The 21,481-nt window shown below is 69.7% G+C and carries 18 protein-coding genes; 7 read left to right on the plus strand and 11 right to left on the minus strand.

Translation table 11 applies throughout. The features are described 5' to 3' along the window. Together Q0L11_RS19435 and Q0L11_RS19440 are read right to left on the minus strand one after the other, a co-directional pair. Positions 1 to 913 (minus strand): FecR domain-containing protein (locus tag Q0L11_RS19435; protein WP_296599437.1); only part of this gene is annotated, 913 nt, incomplete at its 3' end. Next, a complete protein-coding gene (locus Q0L11_RS19440) occupies positions 843 to 1,433 on the minus strand; it encodes a sigma-70 family RNA polymerase sigma factor (protein ID WP_296599439.1) in 591 nt (196 codons plus the stop codon). The genes Q0L11_RS19440 and Q0L11_RS19435, both read right to left, overlap by 71 nt. 181 nt (positions 1,434 to 1,614) lie before the next feature. Between Q0L11_RS19440 and Q0L11_RS19445 the strand changes: the two genes are divergently transcribed. Next, entirely contained in the window at positions 1,615 to 2,907 is a 1,293-nt protein-coding gene (locus tag Q0L11_RS19445; RefSeq protein ID WP_296599441.1) for an MFS transporter, read from the plus strand. Here Q0L11_RS19445 and Q0L11_RS19450 read toward each other — a convergent pair. After that, entirely contained in the window at positions 2,904 to 3,695 is a 792-nt protein-coding gene (locus tag Q0L11_RS19450; RefSeq protein ID WP_296599442.1) for an SDR family oxidoreductase, read from the minus strand. The genes Q0L11_RS19445 and Q0L11_RS19450 overlap by 4 nt on opposite strands. A 160-nt stretch (positions 3,696 to 3,855) precedes the next feature. Between Q0L11_RS19450 and Q0L11_RS19455 the strand changes: the two genes are divergently transcribed. The 3 genes from Q0L11_RS19455 to Q0L11_RS19465 all read left to right on the plus strand — a co-directional run bounded on the left by Q0L11_RS19455 (position 3,856) and on the right by Q0L11_RS19465 (position 7,784). After that, positions 3,856 to 4,671 (plus strand): TrmB family transcriptional regulator, encoded by an 816-nt coding sequence (locus tag Q0L11_RS19455; protein ID WP_296599444.1) that lies wholly within the window; start codon positions 3,856 to 3,858, stop codon positions 4,669 to 4,671. Between the two features lie 2 nt (positions 4,672 to 4,673). Further along, on the plus strand, positions 4,674 to 6,488 hold the full coding sequence (locus Q0L11_RS19460; RefSeq protein WP_296599445.1) for an aspartyl protease family protein: 1,815 nt from the start codon (positions 4,674 to 4,676) through the stop codon (positions 6,486 to 6,488). Positions 6,489 to 6,593: 105 nt separating this feature from the next. Continuing rightward, positions 6,594 to 7,784: a lipase family protein gene (locus tag Q0L11_RS19465; protein WP_296599446.1), complete on the plus strand. Its 1,191-nt coding sequence runs from the start codon at positions 6,594 to 6,596 to the stop codon at positions 7,782 to 7,784. On the opposite strand, the gene Q0L11_RS19470 is transcribed toward Q0L11_RS19465, so the two are convergent. Continuing rightward, positions 7,781 to 9,703, minus strand: a complete 1,923-nt coding sequence (locus tag Q0L11_RS19470; protein ID WP_296599447.1) for a PAS domain-containing sensor histidine kinase — start codon at positions 9,701 to 9,703, stop codon at positions 7,781 to 7,783. The two genes, Q0L11_RS19465 and Q0L11_RS19470, sit on opposite strands and share 4 nt — an antisense overlap. A 263-nt stretch (positions 9,704 to 9,966) precedes the next feature. Between Q0L11_RS19470 and Q0L11_RS19475 the strand changes: the two genes are divergently transcribed. Continuing rightward, on the plus strand, positions 9,967 to 10,149 hold the full coding sequence (locus tag Q0L11_RS19475; protein ID WP_068876506.1) for a DUF3008 family protein: 183 nt from the start codon (positions 9,967 to 9,969) through the stop codon (positions 10,147 to 10,149). A gap of 51 nt (positions 10,150 to 10,200) precedes the next feature. Here the strand turns inward: Q0L11_RS19475 and Q0L11_RS19480 are convergent, their stop codons facing one another. Genes Q0L11_RS19480 through Q0L11_RS19490 form a run of 3 tightly spaced genes read right to left on the minus strand, consistent with a single transcriptional unit; the run spans position 10,201 to position 13,594 of the window. After that, positions 10,201 to 11,337, minus strand: coding sequence for a serine hydrolase (locus Q0L11_RS19480; protein ID WP_296599449.1), 1,137 nt, complete (start codon positions 11,335 to 11,337; stop codon positions 10,201 to 10,203). Positions 11,338 to 11,350: 13 nt separating this feature from the next. Continuing rightward, a complete protein-coding gene (locus Q0L11_RS19485; RefSeq protein WP_296599450.1) occupies positions 11,351 to 12,427 on the minus strand; it encodes an acyl-CoA dehydrogenase family protein in 1,077 nt (358 codons plus the stop codon). Continuing rightward, the gene (locus Q0L11_RS19490; RefSeq protein WP_296599452.1) at positions 12,428 to 13,594 is read right to left on the minus strand and encodes an acyl-CoA dehydrogenase family protein; all 1,167 of its coding nucleotides are present in this window, start codon (positions 13,592 to 13,594) and stop codon (positions 12,428 to 12,430) included. Between the two features lie 111 nt (positions 13,595 to 13,705). Between Q0L11_RS19490 and Q0L11_RS19495 the strand changes: the two genes are divergently transcribed. Further along, positions 13,706 to 15,061, plus strand: coding sequence for a sorbosone dehydrogenase family protein (locus Q0L11_RS19495; protein ID WP_296599454.1), 1,356 nt, complete (start codon positions 13,706 to 13,708; stop codon positions 15,059 to 15,061). Here Q0L11_RS19495 and Q0L11_RS19500 read toward each other — a convergent pair. Continuing rightward, positions 15,048 to 15,419, minus strand: a complete 372-nt coding sequence (locus Q0L11_RS19500; RefSeq protein ID WP_296599456.1) for a VOC family protein — start codon at positions 15,417 to 15,419, stop codon at positions 15,048 to 15,050. The genes Q0L11_RS19495 and Q0L11_RS19500 overlap by 14 nt on opposite strands. A gap of 123 nt (positions 15,420 to 15,542) precedes the next feature. On the opposite strand from Q0L11_RS19500, the gene Q0L11_RS19505 reads away from it, so the two are divergent. After that, positions 15,543 to 17,918: a penicillin acylase family protein gene (locus tag Q0L11_RS19505; protein WP_296599457.1), complete on the plus strand. Its 2,376-nt coding sequence runs from the start codon at positions 15,543 to 15,545 to the stop codon at positions 17,916 to 17,918. 3 nt (positions 17,919 to 17,921) lie between these two features. Here the strand turns inward: Q0L11_RS19505 and Q0L11_RS19510 are convergent, their stop codons facing one another. The 3 genes from Q0L11_RS19510 to Q0L11_RS19520 form a co-directional block, all read right to left on the minus strand. After that, on the minus strand, positions 17,922 to 20,465 hold the full coding sequence (locus Q0L11_RS19510) for a TonB-dependent receptor (RefSeq protein WP_296599459.1): 2,544 nt from the start codon (positions 20,463 to 20,465) through the stop codon (positions 17,922 to 17,924). Positions 20,466 to 20,634: 169 nt separating this feature from the next. Continuing rightward, a complete protein-coding gene (locus Q0L11_RS19515; RefSeq protein ID WP_296599460.1) occupies positions 20,635 to 21,327 on the minus strand; it encodes an SDR family NAD(P)-dependent oxidoreductase in 693 nt (230 codons plus the stop codon). 74 nt (positions 21,328 to 21,401) lie between these two features. After that, a partial coding sequence (locus Q0L11_RS19520; RefSeq protein ID WP_367183470.1) for a hypothetical protein occupies positions 21,402 to 21,481 on the minus strand: 80 nt, incomplete at its 5' end.

Raw genomic sequence — 21,481 nt, forward strand, 5'->3', positions numbered from 1 at the left:
CGTCCACCTCGAACCGGCCGCCGATCCGTAGCGACTCCAGCCGCGCGTCGCCGATGACGATGGGCTGGCGGCGATAGCGGTTGAACTCACCCACCACCTGGGCCAGCGACTCTCCGTCGAACTCGAGCACGCCTTCCTGCCAGGCCGTGCGCTGGCGCAAGTGCTGGTCGTCCAGCGCCGTGGGCGCCACTGCGCCGGATCGGACCACGGCGCCTCCCCCGGCCGCGATCCGAGCCGCCGGGGCCTGTGCGACCCCGCCCTCGCCCGCGACCACCGCCACCACTCCCTGGGTCACCGTCAGCTCCACGACATCGGGACGCACGCGAACATTGAAGGCCGTGCCAAGCGCCCGGAAGCGGGCCGCGCCCGCATCGACGAGGAAGGGCTTGGCGGCGTCGTGCGCGACTTCGAACAGGGCCTCGCCCCGCACCAGGCGCACGCGTCGTTCGTGCGCGGTGAAGGCCACCTCCACGGTCGAGGCCGTGTTGAGCGTGACGCTCGAGCCGTCCTTGAGCACCACCACGCGCCGTTCGCCCACGCCGGTGCGATAGAGCGCGACATTGTCGAGCAGCCGCCAGCCGACCGTGGCGGCGACCGCCGCACTGGCGGCGGCCATCGCGCCGAACATCAGGTTCCGCCGGCTGGAGCCACGGGCCATCAGCGGCAGCACCGACTCTGCGCCGACCGGCGTCAGCAGCTCAAGGGGCGGCGGGGCGGCGCGCAGGCGCTCCGAAGCTTCCCAGGCCGCCTCCATGCGGGCGAAGGCGACGGCGTGCGAGGGATCGGCGCCGACCCAGGCGTAAATCTCCTGCCGCTCCGCGGGACTGACCCCGGACGCAAGTCTAGCGACGTAGGCGGCCGCCTGATCGTCGATCGCTTGCCGGTCGCAGTTCCTGTGGGGCGGTTCGCCCAAACTCTTGATCCTCACGTTCCGCCCGCGCCTCAGCCACGAGCCGGAGCGCCTTGGCAAGATGCTTCTCGACCGTTGAAACGGACAAGCCCATCTGGCCCGCTATGGTGGCAGGCGAAAGATCATGCACGCGTCGCAGCAGAAAGACCTTACGAGGCTGCGCCGGCATGCGGTCGACCAGGGCCTGCAGCCACCGCAGCTCGTCCCGCGCCTGGATCTGTCGCTCCGCCGCCGCGTCGTCGGACCGCAGGACGTCGAGGTCCGCCACGAAGTCGAGCGAGACGATGGTCTCGCGCCGCATCGCGTCGATCAGCAGGTTGCGCGCGATCGTCATGAGATAAGCGCGGCCGGCGGTCACGCGCGAGAAGTCCTGCGCCTGGTAGGCCCGCGACAGCGACTCGGCGACCAGGTTGTCGATGTCGAAGCCGGGCGGGCAGATGCGTCTCAGCCGCGCGCGCACCGCGCCCTCGTGCGGCAGCACGACGGCCTTGAACCATTCCAGCCGAACGAGAAGCTCGCTCATTCCGCCCCCCGGCGCTCGACACGACACCCGTGTGACAGTCGGCGCACGGTTGGGCGACGCCGTCCAGCCCTCCGCTGCGTCAGGCGCGTTTTGAGCGAGCGGTGCGCCCAACCGGAGGGCGGCATGGCGGAAAGTGCGGCGCCGGACCGTTTAGGATCGGCAAGCAACAACGAGGAAGCGGATGCAGGTGTCGGAGTCGTCGGCGGGCCGGAGTCGCCTGAAGTCCATCGTGGGCGGCTCCACCGGCAACCTCGTCGAATGGTACGACTGGTACGTCTATTCCGCCTTCACCCTCTATTTCGCGCCCGCCTTCTTCCCGTCCGACGACCCGACCGCCCAATTGCTGAGCGCGGCGGCGGTCTTCGCCGTGGGCTTCATCGTCCGGCCGCTGGGCGCGTGGATCATGGGGGTCTACGCCGACCGGCGGGGGCGCAAGGCGGGCCTGACGCTTTCGGTCACGCTGATGTGCCTGGGCTCGCTCCTCATCGCCATCTCGCCCACCTACGCGCAAGTCGGGGCGGCCGCTCCGCTCATCCTGCTCTTCGCGCGCCTGATGCAGGGGTTGTCCGTGGGCGGCGAGTACGGGGCCTCGGCGACCTATCTCTCGGAGATGGCCGGCCGTGACCGGCGCGGCTTCTTCTCCAGCTTCCAGTACGTGACCCTGATCTCGGGCCAGTTGCTGGCGCTGTGCGTGCTGCTGATCCTGCAGGCGACGCTGCCGGCGGCCAACCTCGAAGCCTGGGGCTGGCGCATCCCGTTCGCCATCGGCGGCCTGCTCGCGATCGTTGTCTTCTACATCCGGCGCGGCTTGGTCGAGACTGAGAGCTTCACCAATGTGAAGGCTACGGCCAGCATGGGGTCCAGCGGCTGGATCCTCTTCCGGCACTACCCGCGGCAGGCTTTGCTGGTGATCGCGCTCACCGCCGGCGGCACGCTCGCCTTCTACGCCTACTCGACCTACATGCAGAAGTTCCTGGTCAACACCTCGGGCTTCAGCCGCGAGGCGGCCACCGAGATCACGGCGGCGGCGCTGTTCGTCTTCATGTTGCTGCAGCCCGTGGCGGGCTGGCTGTCCGACAAGATCGGCCGCCGGCCGCTGCTGATCGGCTTTGGAACCCTGGGCGCCCTGCTGACCTGGCCGATCTTCCGCCTGCTGGAGGACGCTAGCGACAGCTTCACGGCCTTCCTGCTTGCCCTGGGCGCCCTGGTGATTGTCACCGGCTACACGGCGATCAACGCGGTGGTGAAGGCCGAGCTATTCCCGGCGCATATCCGCGCGCTGGGGGTCGCCCTGCCCTACGCCCTGGCCAACGCCGTCTTCGGCGGCACGGCCGAGTACGTCGCCCTTTGGTTCAAGAGCATCGGGCTGGAGCGCGGCTTCTACTGGTACGTCACAGCGATGATCGCGATCTCGCTGTTGGTCTATCTGCGGATGCCCGAGACACGGCGCACCAGCGAGATCGCGGAAGACTAGCTGAGCCCGCCGGCCGCCTGACGGTCGCGGGCGTCGCCGAGCTGGGAGCCGCCGTCGCAGTCGAGGATCGTGCCGGTGACGTAGCGCGCCGAGTCGCTGACCAGGAACACGGCGCTCTCGGCCACCTCCTCCACCTGGCCGAAGCGGCGCAGCGGGATGCGGGCGGTGATCGCCTTGTCGGACTCAGGGGTGGGGCTAAGCCGCGCCATGCCCTCGGTGCCCGCGATCGGGCCGGGGGAGATGCCGTTCACCCGCACGCCGGCGGGGCCCCACTCCATGGCCAGCACGCGGATCAACTGGTTGATGCCCGCCTTCGCCGCGCAGACGTGGGCCTGCATCATCGAAGGGTTCACCGCCTGCCCCGCCGTGATGGCGATCAGCGAGGCGTTCGGCGCCAGCAGATCGTAGCATGCGCGGAAGACGTTGAAGGTGCCGTTCAGGTCGATGTCGACCACCGTCTTGAAGCCGTTCGCCGACATGCCCAAAGCCGGGGCCACGAAGTTGCCCGCGGCGCCCGAGACTACGATGTCCAGCGGCCCCAGCTTGTCCTTGGCCTCCTCCAGCGCCGCGCGGATCTGGGCATAGTCGCGCACGTCGCAGGACAGTCCCAGCGCGCCGCCGCCGATCTCCGCCGCCGCATTCGCCGCCTTCTCGGGGTTCCGGCCCGCCACCGCGACCTTCGCTCCCAGCGCGGCGTAGCGCTTGGCGATGCCTAGGTTGATGCCGCTGGTGCCGCCCGCCACGAAGGCGGTCATGCCCGCCAGCAGGTTGTCCTTGAAGGCGCTCATGCTTCCCTGTCCGTCTTCCGGCCGACCATCGGCCTTACGGCGTAAAGCGGACCCTGGCTCTCTCAGCGTCAGTCAACGGCCCCAGTCCCGCCCACGTCGCGAGCCGCGCCTTACGACAGTTTAACTCGACTTCGCCCGCCATGGCAGAGAAGTAGTAGTCATGACTACTACCACGCCGGAAACCGCATTGCTGGAGCTCGGGTTCACCGAGATCGAGGCGCTGCTGTTCTGCGAGCTCACGCGCCTGGGGCCGTCCACCGGCTATCGGCTCGCCAAGGCTGTCGGCAAGGCGGCGGCGAATACCTACCAGGCGCTGGAGACCCTCGCGCAGAAAGGCGCGGTCCTGGTCGACGAGGGCGAGAGCAAAACCTGGCGCGCCGCGCCCGCGACCGAGCTGATCGCCCAGCTTTCGGCCCGTTTCGAGCAGCGCAGCCGCTCGGCCCTGACCGCGCTCGCCGAGCTGAAGGCGCCCGAGGCCGAGGCGCGGCTCTATACGCTGCGGACACCCGATCAGGTTCTGGCGCGCGCGCGCGGCATGATCGCCGCGGCGAAGTCCGTACTGCTGTTCGACCTGTTCCCGGGCCCGTTTGAGCTCCTGGAGCCCGATCTCGCCCAGGCGGCCGCACGCGGCGTCCGCGTCCTGGGCCAGGTCTACACGCCGGTGAACAGCACCGTGCCGACCATCAGCCAGCCCACCGCGCCGGCGCAGCTCGCTGCCTGGCCGGGGCTGCAGGTGACCGTCGTCGCCGACGGGATCGAGCACCTCAGCGCGCTCCTCTCCCGCGACGGACGGAAGTGTCGCCATGGGGTCTGGAGCGACAGCCCCTATCTGGCCTGCCTGCACCACAGCGGCCTCGCCGCCGAGATCGGTCTTGGCGCCCACGCGCGCGGCGAGCCCCTTGCCTTCGACCCTTCGCTGTTCGGCTCGCATCCGCCTGGACTCGACGCCCTCACCAGCCCTGCCTCCGGAGATTAGAGATGAAATGCTACCTGGCCGCCGCGGCTGCCGCCCTGGCGCTGGCCGCGCCCGCCGCCGCGCTCGCCGACCCTGCCGCCGACGCCATCGGCCGTTATGTGGCCTGGCGGGGTGGTCCGGCCTTCGAGAAGGCCCGGGGCATCCTGGTTCGCGGCACCACCGACAACGGGCGGTTTCAGGGCGTCATCGAGCGCCGGGTCGAACCCGGCAGGCTGATGGAGCGGATCACCCAGGGCTCGGCGGTGACCCACCGCGCGATCGTCGGGATGGCCGGCTGGACGGTGACGCTCAGCGGCCAGGTCGAGGACGCCGGCGAAGCGGCCGCCAAGGAAGCCGAACGTCGGCGGCTGACGACCTTCGACGACGCCCTTCGGAGTTCGAAAGCCAAGGTGTCGCTTGAGGCCGGCGAGACCTTCGACGGCAAGACGGTCCAGGTGTTGCGCGTCACCTTCGACCCCGCGAGCCGCTACGACCTGCTGCTGGATCCCGCCAGCGGAGCCCTGATCGCCGACCGCACGACCGAGGAGGGCGCCACCACCATCACCCGCTTCGACGATTGGCGGATGGTCGAAGGGGTCCGCGTCCCCTTCCGCCAGGTCCAGCGCACCGAAGACGGCACGGCGACCACGCTCGCCCTCACCGAGGTCGACATCGACCCAGCGCCGGCGCCCGCAGCCTACAAGCGGCCGGCCTCGCGCCGCCTCTACACCTTCCCGGCCGGCCGCGCGCACACCGACCCGCTGGCCTTCGAGCTGTTCGCCGGCACGCGCATCAACATTCCGGCCACGGTGAACGGCGTGCCGGCCCCGGTGATGCTGGACAGCGGCGCCGAGACCACGGTGCTGGACAATGCCTTCGCCGAGAGCCTCGGGATCAAGCCGACGGCCGTCGTCGATGCGGTAGGCACCGGCGGCCGCGACGTGGCCGAGCTGGCCAGCGGCGTGACCATCAAGGTGGGCGACGTCGAGCTGCGCGACATGACCGTGGCCCTGCTCGACCTGAAACCGATCGCCGCCGCCATCGGCCGCCCGCTGCCCGTGGTCCTGGGCAAGGAGGTGCTGAACGCGCTCACGGTGCAGCTCGACTTTGCCGACAAGACCATCACCTTCCACGATCCGGCCCGCTTCAAGCCCGAGCCCGGTGCGGTCGCGGTGCCCGTCAGCAACGTCTCGGGCCTGCATGCCATTCCCGCGTCCATCGAGGGCGGCAAGCCTGTGCTGATGGACTTCGACCTGGGGAACGGCCAGCCGCTACTGGTCTTCCCCTCCTACTGGAAGCCGCAGGGCATGCTCGCCGACCGGCCGACGTCGAAGGGTCTGTCGGGCGCCGTCGGCGGTATCCGGCCGCGCACCGTGGCCTCGGTGAAGACCCTGACCATCGCGGGCGTGACGCTGCGCGACATTCCCGCCGTCTTCGGCGATGAGGACAACAGCGCCTTCAACACCGGCCACACCTCCGGGAACATCGGCATGCCGATCCTGGGCCGGTTCGACGTCACCACCGACTATTCGCGGGGTCGCCTGCTGCTGAAGCCGCGCGCGGACGCGATCGGCGCGCCGTTCCCGAAGGACCGTTCGGGGCTGCTCACCCGCATGTCGGGCGGCGTCGCCACGCTGGGCCTGGTTCCCGAGGGCTCTCCCGCGGCCCTCGCCGGACTGAAGGTCGGACAGCAGATCACCGCTCTCAACGGCAAGCCGGTGAGCGAACTGGGTGTCCCGGGGATCACCGCTCTGCGCAACGGACCTGCCGGCGTCCCGCTCAAGGTGACCCTGTCCACTGGGGAAACCGTCGAACTGGTGCTGAAGGACTACTTCTGACGGCGTTTGCCGCCACGGCGGCCTCCGGTACTCTCCGCCGGCCGGCACGGCGGGTTCGGGGAAGGATCGCATGGGCGGGCCGCACGACATGACGAAGGCGTCCGCGTGATCGCGCGGCGCCTTCTGCGCTGGGCGGGGATCGCGTTCGCCGCACTTGCGGTGCTGCTCTTCGTCGGCGTGGGCTCGATCTGGCTCTGGGCGCGGCCCACGCCGCCGGACGCCTTTTATGCCCCGCCCGCGAGTTCGCCCTTCCAGCCCGGCGCCCTAATCCGCGCCGAGGCGTTTGGCCGTGGCGCGCCCCCGGGCGCTCGGGGCTGGCGCATCCTTTACGGCACGACGCGTCACGACGGCCGCCCGGCGGTGGCCAGCGCCCTCGTCGTGGTTCCCGCCACCGCCGGCGCGGCGCCGCTGCGGGTGGTGGCCTGGACGCACGGCACGACGGGCGTCGAACCGGGCTGCGCGCCATCGCTCCTTAGGGAGCCGTTCGCCGGGATGGGGGCGATTCCCCGGGCGCTGGAGCAAGGCTGGGCTATCGTCGCCACGGACTACGAAGGGCTCGGAACCGCGGGACCGCACCCCTACCTGATCGGCCAGGGCGAGGCGCGATCGGCGCTGGACTCGATCCGGGCGGCGCGCCGGCTGCCGGGCCAGCGCCTGGCCGACGGCGTCGTGGTCTGGGGCCATTCGCAGGGCGGCGGCGCGGCGCTCTGGACCGGGCTGATCGCGCCCGCCTACGCCCCGGATGTCCGCATCGCGGGCGTCGCCGCCGCCGCGCCGGCCAGCGACCTGCCGGCGCTACTGGAAGAGGTGCAGCACACCGTGGTCGGCCGCATGCTGTCCAGCTATGTGATGAGAGCCTATGCCGACGCCTATCCGGACGTGACGTTCGACGGCTACGTCCGGCCTCTCGTGCGCCCCCTGGCCTACGACATGGCGAGCCGGTGCATGAGCGACCGGCGGGCGCTTGTGTCGGCGATCGAGGCGAAGGCCGCCGGCGGAAGCCTCTTTGCCCGCCCGCCCTCCCTGGGCCCGCTCGGACGGCGCCTTGCAGAAAACACGCCTCAGGGCCGGCTCGCGGCGCCCGTGCTGATCGCCCAGGGGCTCGCCGACGATCTCGTGCTTCCGACCGTCCAGGACCGGTTCGTGGCGGCATGGCGCGCGCAGGGGCAAGAGGTCGACTACCGCACCTATGCCGGGCGCGACCACCTCTCGCTCTTAGCGCCCGACGCGCCCTTCACGTCTGAACTGCTCGCCTGGACCCGCGACCGCTTCGCGGAGAAGGCCGAGGGCCGCTAGACGGCCTGAGCCGTCACGCCATCCTCGGCGGCCAGCACGTCGTTCATCGCCTCGATCAGGCCGGTCAGTGTGACGGGCTTCTCCAGGTGAAGGTCGGCGCCTGCGGCGCGGCTGGCGGCTACGTGCTCGGGCAGGGCGTTTGCGGTGAGCATGATGACGGGGATCGGCGCCTGGCCTGCAGCGGCCTGGGTCTCGCGGATGCGGCGGGTGGCCTCCAGGCCGTCCATGACCGGCATCTGCATGTCCATGAGCACCAGGTCGAAGACGTCCGTCCCCAGCGCCATCAGCGCCTCGGCGCCATTCTCCACGCTCACCAGCTCGGCCAGGTCCTCCAGCATCAGCTCTATGACCTTGCGATTGGTCGGATGGTCGTCCGCCAGCAGCACGCGCAGGGGGCGGTCCGGTGCCTCGGCGTGGACGGCTTCGTGGACGGCCTCGACGGTCTCTGCACGCCGCAGGGGCAGGTCGAACCAGAAGGCGGCCCCCTGCCCTTCACGCCCTTCCGCATCGAGCACGCCGCCCATCAGCTCCACCAACTCGCGGCTGATGGTCATGCCGAGACCGGTCCCGCCGAACCTACGGGTGATGGAGCCGTCCGCCTGATGGAAGCGGTGGAACAGCCGGTCCTTCGTTTCGGCGCGGAAGCCGATCCCGGTGTCGCGAACCGTCACGCGCACGCCCGGGCCCTGCATCGCCGCCGACACCGCGACCGAACCCTTCTCCGTGAACTTCACGGCGTTCGAGAGCAGATTCTGCAGCACCTGCCGGATGCGGTGCGGATCTCCATGGAACGGGCGATCGACGTCCGGCGCGACCTCAACCTCCAGCGCCACGCCCTTTTCGTCGGCCTGCAGCCTGGCCAGGGCGGCCGTCGTGCGTACCAGTTCGCCCAGGTGGAACGTCGTCTCCTCGATCGCGATACGGCCGGCCTCGATGCGCGCCAGGTCCAGGATGTCGGACAGCAACCGCTCCAGGTTCGCCGCCGACGACGCGATGATCTGCACCAGCTCGCGCGCACGCGGCTCGAGGCGGGCTCGCGCCAGCATGTCGGCGCCCGCCACGATGCCGTTCAGCGGCGTGCGGATCTCATGGCTCATGTTGGCCAGGAATTCGCTCTTGGCGCGGTTGGCCTGCTCGGCCTCCGCGAGCGCGTTGCGAAGCGCGGCCCCCGCTTCCCGGCGCTCCGTCACGTCCTCGCCCAATGTCACGAGGTGCAGCGCCTGGTCCCCGTCGTAGGTCGCGAACTTCTTGGTGGTGAAATAGCGCACCCCGGCGCGCGTGGTGATCGGCTCCTCCTCGGAGACCCGCGTGGTGCGCGAAGCGACCACCTCGGCGTCCTCCTGGGCGAAACCCCTGGCCTCGTTCTGCGGGAAGAGCTGATGGGCGGTCTTGCCGATGGCCTGGGCGCTCGACAGGCCGAAGGCCTCCTCCGCGGCCTGGTTGATCAGCACATAGCGACCGTCGCGGGCGTTCTTGGCCAGGATCGGATTGGGCAGGAGACGGACCAGGCTTTCCAGGAAGGCCTGCGATTCCATCGCGTCGGAGATGTCGCGCGAGACGGCCAGCAGGTTGACGATCTGGCCCGCGGCGTCCCGCACCGGCGCCACGACCGTGTCGAGCCAGAGGCGGTTGCCGTTGTGCGAGAGGCACACTCCTCGGAACCGGCCGACCTTGCCCGAACCGGCCTCGGCGATGGCGTCCTGCATCGGCCCACGGGACTCCGGCGGCCATAGTAAGGGCCACGAACGCCCCCGCACCCTGTCCAGCGGCAATTCCACAAGGGCCTCACCCGCCGGATTGATGTGCAGGATCTCGCCCGACAGCGACAGCACGCGCGCGCATTCGGGCCACGCGTCGAGCACGGCCGTCAGATCGACGGGCCCGCCCGCCGCCGGTGGTTGCGCCACCTCGTCCGCCACCAGGATGCCCCCTGACCCTGCAAGCCCCCGCTCAGGTTGCATTTGGGGCATGGAATTCTAAAGGCTTTGAAAAGATTCCGTCGCTGACACCTCACAGACTTCGATATCGGCATTGCGCTGCCCGGCATCAGCCACTTGCGCGACGAGATGCACCCTGGCGTCGCCTTGCCCGGAGCGCGGAGAATTCAACATGCGAGGCGTGATGAAACCAGCCGCCTCCGAGAGGGTTGCACCGGGCGAACGTCAGACACAGGAGCAAGACCATGCCCGCCAAGTCCGCAGCACAGCAGAAGGCCGCCGGCGCCGCCCTCTCTGCGAAGCGCGGAGACACCCCGAAGAGCAAGCTTCAGGGCGCGTCGAAGTCGATGATGTCGATGTCCGAAAAGGAGCTTGAGAAGATGGCCCACACGAAGCGCAAGGGTAAGCCCGAGCACGTGAAGCACTGAGGCTCCGCGCCTGACTTGGCTCGCCCTCCGCCGACGAAGGTCGGGGTAAGGCTAGATGGTTCCCATCGCCGTCCACATGGCCATGGCGAGACCCAGCGCGCGGAGGTCGCCCTGGGTCGTCGGCGCCATCCGGTTCATCGCGTAGGCGAAGGTGGTCCGAGCGTCCATGTCGATGATCACCAGCGAGCCACCGTAGCCGCCCCAGTAGATCGTGTTCGGGTTGGGGAACGGCAGCATCCCGCCGGAAAGGCCGAAGCCCAGACCGAAGCGGGCGGGCACGCCCAGCACCAAGTCCCGGCCCTCGACCTGCAGTTCCAGCGCCTTGCGGCAGCCGGCTTCGGACATGAACCGTCGTCCCTTCGCGACACCCCCGTTGGCCAGGATCGCGTGGATCTCCGCGACCGAGCGGGCGTTGCCCGTTCCGCCCGCTGCCGGAATCTCGGCGCCGCGCCAGGCGCGGGTCTTGGTCTCGCCGACGTCGATGCCCGGGTTGTCCCACATGTTGCGCTGGACTTCTGTCGCGTTCGGGTCCCGCGGCCCGGGCGGTGGGGGGATCAATTCGGCGACCCGCTCGTCCTCCGACGCGGGCAGGCCGATCCAGAAGTCGGCGCCGAGCGGCTCGGCGATCTCTTCGCGGAAGACCGTCCCCAGCGACCTTCCCGCGATCCGCCGCACGACCTCGCCGACGAGGTAACCCTGGGTCAGCGCATGATAGCCGGGCGCGGTGCCCGGCGCCCAGAAGGGGGCCTGGGCGGCGAGCAGCGACGTCATCTTCTCCCAATCGTAGAGGTCGCCGGTCGAGATCTTCTCCCTCCAGCCGGACAGGCCGGCCGAATGGCTCATCAGGTGGCTGACCTTCACGTCCGCCTTCCCGTTGGCGGCGAACTCCGGCCAGTACTTCGCGACCGGGGCCTCGAAGTCGAGCTCGCCACGGTCCGCTAGCAGCAGGGCGGTCAGCGCCGTCATCGTCTTGGTGGTCGAATAGACGTTGACGATGGTGTCCCGCGCCCAGGGCCGCGTCCGTGCGGGATCGGCGAAGCCGCCCCAGATATCGACCACGGTCTCGCCCTCGACCGTGGCGCAGAAGCACGCGCCGATGTCCTGGCCCTGGTTGAAGTTCTCCTCGAACGCCGCCTTGACCCTGGCGTACCGGTCGTCGATCAGACCCTGCGTTGCGCCGTCGGGCATCGCCCTTCTCCTCTCAGGCCGCTAGGCCCTGTATCCGCGCCGCGATCTCGCGCACCTTCTCGGGCCCGCCCAGCAACTGCCGGTTCTGGCCGATCCGCTTGAACCAGAAGTGCAGGCCCAGCAGATCCGTCATGCCGATGCCGCCATGCACCTCGGTCGACGTGCGGGCGATGAAGCGCCCGATCTCCGACAGATGCGCCTTGGCGTGAGCCGCCATCAGCGGCGCCTCGTCCGGCGCGTGGTCGAAGGCATAGGCGGCGTACCAGACGAGCGCCCGGGCCGGCTCGAGCTCGGCGGCCATCTCGGCGCAGAGGTGCTTCACGGCCTGGAAGCTGCCGATCGTGCGGCCGAACTGCTTGCGCTCCTTGGCGTAGGCGACGGCCTTGTCGAGCATGGCCTGCGCGGCGCCGAGGGTGTCCGCGGCCAGCATGATCCACGCGGCATCCCGCAGACGGTCCAGCGCGCCGTTCGAGGCAAGCGCTTCGGCCGGGGTGTCCTCGAAGGTCAGCGCCGTCAGCCGGCGCGTAACGTCGATGCTGGGCATCGGCTCGGCGGCGTGGGCGGTGCGCGCCAGGTGCAGCCCGCCGCTTCTGTCCGCGACCAGAAGCAGGTCCGCGCCCGTGGCGTTCAGCGCGAACAGCGCCTGGCCCGACAGCCGCCCGTTCGCCGCGGTCACGCCGCCACCGTCGCGCGCCCCGGCGATCGGCTCGGAGATGGCGACGCCGACGGTCACGGCGCCGGTGGCGAGCTTCGGCAGCCAGAGCCGGCGCTGCTCCTCGGTCCCGGCCAGCTTCAGCGCCAGGGGCGCCAGCACGGTCGCTCCGATGAACGGCGAGGCCGCCGCCACCTTGCCCAGCGATTCGCTGGCCAGCGCCGCCTCCAGCATGCCCAGCCCCAGACCGCCTTGTTCCTCCGGGATCGTCAGGCCCGGCAAGCCGAGTTCGGCCAAATGCATCCAGACGTCGGCCACCTCCGCCGGCCCCCCTTCGCCCGGGTAGCGGCGCACGCGCTCCAGCGGCACGAGGTCCGCCAGCGCCCGGTTCAGGCTGTCCTGCAGCAGGGTCTGTTCTTCCGAAAGCGCGAACCGCATTCAGGCCTCCACCGTCTTGGGCTCGCGCGGCATGCCGAGGCCGCGTTCGGAGATGATGTTTTTTTGGATCTGCGCGGTGCCGCCGCCGATGATCAGCCCCAGGTCGAACATGTAGTTCCACTGCCAGCGGCCCTTGGCGCGCAGGTGCGGCCCGTCCTCGTAGAGGATGCCCAGCTCGCCGAGGGCGTCGATCGCCAGGGCCGCGAGCTGATGGTTCAGCTCGCAGCCCTGCAGTTTCACGACCAGGCGGGCGAGACCGGCGGTGTCGTCGGTCATGGTGCGCAGGCCGTTGAACTTCATCGACAGCACCCGCGCCTGGAGCTGCATCAGCCGGTCGCGGAAGACCGGGTTGTCGATGATCCGCTCACCATCGATCGTTTCGGCTTTCATCAGCTCGATCAGCGACTTGAGTCGGGCTTCTGTGGCGTTCGGATCGCCCAGCATGCCGCGCTCGTGCTTCAGCGTAGTGTTCGCGACCTGCCACCCCCGCCCGCGCCCGCCCACCACATTCGCCTGCGGCACGCGCACGTCCGTGAAGAACACCTCGTTGAACTCAGCCTGACCGGTCATGGTGGTCAGCGGACGCACCTCGATCCCCGGCGTGCTCATGGGGAAGAGCACATAGGAGATCCCCTCATGCTTGGGCTTGTCGGGCTCGGTGCGCACGAGGCAGAACATCATCTGCGCCTGCGCAGCGGTAGAAGTCCAAATTTTTGAACCATTTATGATGAAATCTTCGCCGTCCTCCGTGGCCCGGGTCTGCAGGTTGGCTAGGTCGGAGCCGGCGCCGGGCTCGGAATAGCCCTGGCACCATATGATCTCGCCGCTGAGCGTCGGCGGTATCCACCGGCGCTTCTGCTCCTCCGAGCCCATCTCCAGCAGCGTCGGGACCAGCATCGAGATGCCCTGGCCGCTCATGCCCCGCGGCGCGTTCGCCTCGATGAACGTCTCGGCGATGATACGCGCCTTCAGGATATCGGGCTCGGCGCCATAGCCGCCGTACTCGCGCGGGATGGTGCGGGCGGCATAGCCGTTGTCGATGAGCAGGCGCTGCCAGGCCCTGGGGTCCTTCGGCGCGCCGCCCTCGTGTTCGGACTTGTGCGCCTCCAGGAATGCGCGCACCTCATCGCGAAAGGCCGCCAGTTCCGGGGTAAGCGTGAGGTCCATGGGCCCCGCCCTCTTCTCGTTTCCTCGGCCGCCAGTGCATCGGGTTTCCCGTCGCGGCGCAACGGCGCCGTGGCGTCAGCGTTGAGAGATCGTCGTCGGAGGGAGGCATCCATGAAGTCCGCCTGGTTGGCTACGGCCGTCGCCGCCGTCCTGCTTTCGTCCTGCGTGTCCGCCGGCTCGGACGATCCGTTCGTGGGTTTCGGCCCCAATCCGGCGCTAAAGGGCCCGCAGAAGGGCCTCATCCCGACCGTGGGCGTACCCGAGGTGGTCGGCTGGCCTGCAGGCGCCGCGCCGAAGGCTCCGCCCGGCTTCGTCGTGACGCGCTACGCCGAGGGCCTGGACCATCCACGCTGGCTGCTGGTGCTGCCGAACGGCGACGTCTTGGCCGCGCTGTCGTCGTCCGAGCCCAGCAAGGCCGACAAGTCGAACCAGGGCATCAAGGGCTTCTTCCAGAAGATGCTGATGAAGAAGGTCGGCTCCGCTCGGCCCAGCCCGAACAAGATCGTCCTGCTGCGCGACGCGGACGGTGACGGCGTCGCGGAAACCAAGAACGACTTCGCGACGGGGCTCAAGCAGCCGTTCGGGATGACCCTGGTGGGCGGCCTGCTCTACGTGGCGAATTCCGACGGGGTCGTCGCCTTCCCCTATCAGACGGGCGCGACGGCCGTGCCCGGGACGGGAACCAAGGTGTTCGACCTGCCCGGCCCGCCGATCAACCACCACTGGACGAAGAACGTGGTGGCCAGTCCCGATGGCTCGAAGCTCTACGCCACCGTGGGGTCCAACTCGAACATCGGCGAGAACGGCATGGAGAACGAGCAGGGCCGGGCCGCCATCTGGGAGTTCGACCTCAGGACCGCCAAGGCCCGCGTCTTCGCGGGGGGCATCCGCAACCCCAACGGCATCGACTTCGAACCGGGCACCGGCGCGATGTGGACAGTCTCCAACGAGCGCGACGAGATCGGCAACGACTTGCCGCCGGACTACCTCACCAGCGTGAAGGAGGGCGGCTTCTATGGCTGGCCCTACAGCTACTGGGGCCAGAACGTGGACAAGCGGGTGAAGCCGCAGAACCCCGCGCTCGTGGCCGCGGCCATCAAGCCCGACTACGGCCTCGGGCCGCATACGGCGTCCCTGGGCCTCACCTTCTATCGGGGCGAGACATTCCCCGCGCAGTACAAGGGCGGCGCGTTCATCGGCCAGCACGGATCGTGGAATCGCAAACCGCTCAACGGCTACCGCGTGGTGTTCGTGCCCTTCGCGAATGGGCGGCCACAGATGCCGCCGCAGGCGTTCCTAACCGGCTTCCTGAACGCCGACGACAAGATCCAGGGCCGACCCGTCGGCGTCACCGTCGATACGAAGGGCGCGCTTCTCGTGGCCGACGATGTCGGCGGCATTGTGTGGCGGGTCACGCCCGCCGCCTCGGGGACGGCGGGCGCGCCGGCGGGCGTCAGCCCATCTTGAAGACGCAGATCTTGTTGCCGTCCAGGTCGCGGAAGTAGGCGCCGTAGAACGTCGGCAGGCGCTGGCCGGGCGGGCCGTCGCACGTGGCGCCGGCGGCCAGGGCCGCGGCGTGCGCCTCGTCGACCTGCTCCTTGGTGGCCGCCGGCAGGCCGAACATCGTGCCGTTGCCCGCCGTGGCCGGCTGCTCGTCGTAGGGCTTGCTGACGGCGATCATGCCTGGCGTGGCGCTGGAGCCATAGAACTGCATCCGGTCGCCATTGGCGAAGGTGCGCTTGCCGCCCAGGGGTGCGAGCACCGCGTCGTAGAACTTGGAAGCCTTCTCAAGGTCGTTGGTGCCGATGGTGGCGTAGCCGATCATTTGGGAATCCCCTTTTCGTGAGCGCGTAGACCCTAGCGGATGACCTGCGCGGAAGCGCAAGCGCCGCGTGACGGGATAGCGGTCCTCGGTCCACTATTCGTCCAACGGTTAGGGGAGGGCGTGATGATGCGTGGCGCGGTGCGGGGCCAAGTGGTCGGTAGCTTGGCGGCGGTCCTGATGGCGGGGGCGGCCCACGCCGAGATCTCCGGCGCGGTCCATCAGGAAGCAGCCGCGGTCACGGGGCTGCAGGCGCCGGCCGAGTTGATCGTCGACCGGTGGGGCATCCCGCACATCTACGCCGCCTCGTCGCGCGACGCCTTCTTCCTCCAGGGCTGGAACGCCGCCCGCGACCGCCTCTGGCAGATCGACCTGTGGCGCAAGCGCGGCCTGGGTCGCCTGTCGGCCAGCTTCGGTCCGGCCTATGTGGCGCAGGACCGCGCGGCCCGCCTGTTCCTGTATCGGGGAGACATGACCGCCGAATGGGCCGCCTACGATCCGGGCGGTAGGGAAGCCGTGGAAGCCTTCGCGGCCGGCGTGAACGCCTACGTCGCCGAGGTGAGGGCGGGCAAGCGGCCTCTCCCCGTCGAGTTCAAGCTGACGGACAGCCAGCCCGAGGCGTGGGCGCCCGAGGATATCCTTCGCATCCGCAGCCACGCCCTGGTCTCCAACGTCACGTCGGAGGTGGCGCGCGCGCGGACGATCTGCGCTGGCGGACCTGCGGCCGACACCCTGCGCCGAAAGCTTGAGCCGGCCCACAAGGTCGTTGTCCCCAAGGGCCTGGACCCTTGCGCCGTCCCGGCCGACGTCTTGAAGGACTATGTGCTGGCCACCGAGGCCGTGAGCTTCAAGGCGCTCGCGCCGAAACCTCTCGGCCAGGTGATCGACGAACGCGGGGCGGAAGGCTCCAACAACTGGACCATCTCGGCGGCCCGCAGCGCCACGGGCCGCCCGATCCTGGCCAACGATCCGCACCGGCCGGTGGGCGCGCCGTCGCTGCGCTACATCGCCCATCTGGACGCCCCGGGGCTGTCGATCATCGGAGCGGGCGAACCCGCCCTGCCCGGCGTCTCCTTCGGCCACAACGGCGCGGTGTCGTGGGGCCTGACGATCTTCTACATCGACCAGGAAGACCTCTACGCCTACCAAACCCAGGCGAACGCCTACCGCTACAAGGGCGGCCTGGAGCCGATGAAGGTGGTCCGCGAGACCATCGAGGTGAAGGGCGAGGCCCCGCGCGAGGTCGAGCTGCACTACACCCGGCATGGCCCTGTGGTCTGGCAGGACGAGGCCAAGGGCCAGGCGTTCGCCATCCGCACCATCTGGAACCAGCCGGGACTGGCCGGCTACTTCGGCTCATCGCGGATGTGGCGTGCGAAGGGCTGGGACGATTTCCAGGTCGCGCGCAACAAGTGGGGCGCCCCGCCGCTGAACCTGGTCTATGCCGACGCCAAGGGCGACATCGGCTGGTCGGCCGCCGGCCGCACCCCCGTTCGCCCCAACTGGGACGGCCTGATGCCTGTGCCCGGCGACGGCCGCTACGAATGGGCCGGCTTCGTTGAGGACGGCGGGCTGCCGGTCTCGAAGAATCCGGCCGAGGGCTATTTCGCCACCGCCAACGCCATGAACATTCCGGCCGAGCCCGCCTATCCGCGGGAGAAGCGCAAGCTGGGGTACGAGTGGGCCGACCCCACCCGCACGCAGCGTATCCACGAGGTGCTGGACAGCCTACCCAAGTCCACGCTGGCCGACTCCATGGCCCTGCAGACCGACAGCGTGAGTCCTCAGGCCCGGCGCGGCATCGCGCTGGTGAAGGACCTTTCGAGCCCCGACCCAGTCGTGGCGGAGGCGCTGCGCCTCTTGAAAGCTTGGGACGCGAACGAAACCACCGACAGCGCCGCCGCGGCGATCTACGAGACCTGGGCGGTGAAGCATCTGACCCGCCATACGGCGGAGGCGGCGGGCCTGCCCGAAGCGGCCCGCAAGCTGGTCGGCGCCGGCTCGCCCGACCCGACACTCACCTGGCTGGAAGGTCAGCCGGCAAAGGTCCGCGATCCCGTCCTGCTTTCAAGCCTGGCCGACGCCGTCGCCGAGCTGACGGGCCGCCTCGGCGCGGACATGGCGACTTGGAGCTGGGGCCGCCTGCACCAGGCGAAGTTCGTTCCAGCCGTCGCCGCCCTCGCCGATCCGCAGCTCGCGGCCCAGATGACCGTCGGGCCGCTGCAGGTCCCGGGCTCGGCCTCGACGCCGCGCGCCGCCACTTGGCGCCCGGGCGACTTCCAGCAGACGGCCGGGGCCTCGGTGCGGATCGTTCTGGACGTGGGCGCCTGGGACAACTCTGTGGCCATCAACACGCCCGGCCAGTCCGGCGACCCGATGAGCCCGCACTACCGCGACCTGTTCCCGCTGTGGGCCGCCGGCTCCTATGTGCCGCTGCGGTTCAGCCGGGGCGCGGTGGAGGCGGACGCCGAGACGATCATGCGCCTGACGCCCGCCCGCTGACCGTCACTTCCAGCGGTAGGTCAGGCCCACGCCGAACATGCGCGGGGCGCCGGCGATGAACGTCGGCAGGCCCAGGCTGTCGCCGGTGTTGCCGGCGTCGATGATGTAGTCCTCGTCGGTGAGGTTGGTGGCGAACGCCTCGAGGCTGAGCGGCGAGTCCGGGGCGCTCCAGGAGACCCGCAGGTTCAGCAGGCCATAGGCCTTCTGCAACTCGTCCTGCACCTTGTCGGGCACGAAGTTGCCGGTCTGGAACTTCGGCAGGTCGTTGGTGTCGTCGAAGAAGACCTTGGACTGCCAGGTGTAGCTGGGCCGGATCGTCAGCTCGCCCACCGGCATCGGCACGCGCAGCGACGCGGCGATCGAGACCGAGTGGTCGGGCGACAGCCGGAAGCGGTTACCGTCGTAGGCGCCGCCGTCGAAGCGGGCGTGGCTGTAGGCATAGGTCGCCAGCAGGTCGAGATAGGACGTCACCGCCCAGTCGGCCTGCCCTTCCAGGCCGTACGCCTTGGCCTTGCCGGCGTTGGTGATGACGAACAACGTGCCCTGCTGCTCGACGGTCTGGAAGTTCTGGTAATCGTAGCGGTAGGCCGCCAAGTCCAGGCGCAGGCGCCGATCCAGCAGAGCCAGCTTGGCGCCGGTCTCGTAGCTGTCGACCGTCTCGGCGGCGACGTTGGCGAACCGGGGCGGCGTGCCCGGCGCGGCGGGGCCCGATGCGGCCAGCACCTCGGGCCGCCGGCCGCGGGCGAACGAGGCGTAAAGGTTGGCGTTGTCCGAGGCGGCATAGCGGGCCACCACGCGCCACGTCACGCCGTCGTCGGTGAGGTCCTGCTTGGCGATGTCGCCGTTGTTCGTGGTCGGCTGGAACGTCACGCCGAACAGCGGCAACTGGCTGGCCGGGATCTGCTGCACGGTGGGCAGCGACAGGGCGCCGAGGATGGCCTGCGCCGTCGCGAGGTTCGCCGGCGTGCCCGTCGCGGCGAGCTGCGCCGCGCCGATGGCTCCGCCCAGCACGCTGCGGCCGCCGACGACGCGCGAGCCGAAGCCCGTGGTCTTCTCGTCGCGGGTGAAGCGCACGCCTGCCGAGACTTCCAGCTTCTCGGTCACCTTGAACGTGCCGTCCGCGAAGACGTCGAACGAGTCGAGGTCGCTGGAGCTGTTCGTCTGCTCGATGTGGTTCGAGCGCAGGTTGGCGGCGATGGCCGCCGCCTGGGCCGTGGACAGCACCACGCGGTTGCCGCTGAGCTGGGCCACCAGGCCGCGCAGCAGGGCGCCGGTGAAGGCGGTGTTGCCGAACACGGCGGCCGGCGCCGGCACATCGGCCGGCAGGCCGAGGCCCGCCGCGCCGGCGTTGAGCTGGCCGGTGACGACGGCTAGGCCGATGCGCTCGTCGAACTGCAGCGGCACGCGCTGCTCGTCCTTGGCCTTGAAGATGTCGCCGCCCACGAAGCCGCGGAAGCGGCCGCCGTTGTCGTAGCTGAGCCGGAACTCCTGGCTCCACTGCTCGCCCTTGGCGTCGTTCAAGCCGGTGAGGATGGCCAGCGAGAGGCCATCGGGATCGAACATCTCCTTGCTGCGATAGCGGCGGTAGGCGCTGATCGAATTGAGCGTGATCGCGTCCGTGAGCTTGAACTCCGCGAGCCCGGTGTAGCCGGTCACCATGCGGTCGACGCCCAGTTTGCCGCTCTCAAAGTTCAGCGGCGCGACAAGCGCGGCGGCGCTCTGCGGACGGGTGTCGCCCAGCACCTGGCCGGTCGTGGGGTCCGTCGGCCGGAAGCCGTGCGACTTGAACGACGTGCCGGTGGGCTCGTCCTTCTGGTAGTTGGCGATCAGGTCGAACTTGGCCCGGTCGCTGGGCTCGAAGCGCAGCGCGGCGCGGAAGGCGCTGGTGTCCACCGACTGGAAGGCGTCGTCGCCCAGCGCATTCTTCACGTAGCCGTCGCGGGACTTGACCCGCCCCGACAGGCGCAGCGCCAGTTGGTCGGTCATCGGCAGGTTCACCGCCGCCTCGCCGAGACGATAGCCGTAGTTGCCGCCTTCGACCTTGGCGTAGCCGTCGAGACCGGCCGTCGAGGCCTTTGCCTGGATGAGGTTGACCCCCCCGATCAGAGCGCCGCGGCCGAACAGCGTGGACTGCGGCCCCTTGGCGACCTCGACGCGCTCCAGGTCGAAGAGCTCGACGTACGCGCCCTGGGCCTTGGAGATCGAGACGCCGTCCTGGAATACCGAGACACGCGCCTCGGAATAGCTGTCGGTGGAGTCCGACGTGATGCCACGCATCACGAAGCCCGGATTGTTCGGCGACTGGTCCTGGACCTCGAAGCCCGGCGTGAACAGCGACAGGTCGGCAAAATCCTGGACGCCCAGGGCCTCGAGCCGCTCGGCTCCGTAGGCCGTCAGCGAGATCGGCACGTCGATGGCGGCCTGCTGGGTCTTCTGGGCGGTGACGACGATCTCCTCGATCGCCGGAGCCTCCTCGGCCATCGCCGGCGCGGCGAACATGGCGAAGGCGCTCGCCGCGGCCAGCAGCCGCGCACGTGACATGGTCATTGGTCTATCCCCTACGCAAAGCGCGTGGGGCGGCCCCTAGCGTGGCTGTGCGACGGATACGTGACGAAAAGCGTCACCATGAACCACGCGCCGCAAGTTCGTGCGGAAGTGAGGCGCCGATGCCGCAATCCCTTACCAGGCAAGGGATCGCCGCGATTGCAGCGTGCGCTCAGACGCGGCCCGTCACCGGCATCAGCGCGCCGGTGACCGCGCGGGCCTCCTCGCTGGCCAGGAAGAGCATCACCGTCGCCAGGTCGTCGGGCGCCACCCAGGCCGCGAAGTCGGCGTCCGGCATGTCGGCGCGGTTGGTCGGCGTGTCGATGATCGAGGGCAGCACCGCATTGACGGTGACGCCGTCGCCCTTCAGTTCCTCCGCGAGGGCCTGGGTGAGGCTGTGGACTCCGGCCTTGGCGGCGGCATAGGCGCCCATGCCCAGACCAGCCTTCAGCGCCGCGGCCGAGCCGACGTTGACGATCCTGCCGGCGGCGCTGCGCTTGAGGTGCGGAACCGCCGCGCGGCTGGCGTTGGCCGCGGTGAGGACATTGAGCCGGTGCATGGCCGGCCAACTGCCGATCGAGCCGTCCTGCAGCGTCTCCCAGGTGAAGCCGCCGGCGATGTTGAGCAGCACATCGATCCCGTCAAACCGGTCGGCAACCGCGTCCATGGCTGCCCCGGCCTGTACCGTATCGGTCAGATCCACGCCTCCCAGCACCAGCACGTCGTCGCCGGCCGGCGAGCCCGCGGGTGGCGCCTGGGCGAAGTCGATCAGCGCTAGCCGATAGCCCTGCGCCGCCGCGGCCTTTGCCACTGCCTGCCCCAGAATCCCGAAAGCGCCCGTGATCGCGACGACGCGGCCTGCCATGTCCAAACCCCAGAAGCGGAAACGGCCGGGGTTTCCCCCGGCCGTCCCTCAAAACCGCATTTCGGATCGAAGGGCTAGAGGCGCTCGACGATCGTGACGTTGGCCATGCCGCCGCCTTCGCACATGGTCTGCAGGCCGTACTTCTTGCCGCGGG

Source organism: Phenylobacterium sp. (assembly GCF_024508875.1).
Taxonomy (GTDB): domain Bacteria; phylum Pseudomonadota; class Alphaproteobacteria; order Caulobacterales; family Caulobacteraceae; genus Phenylobacterium.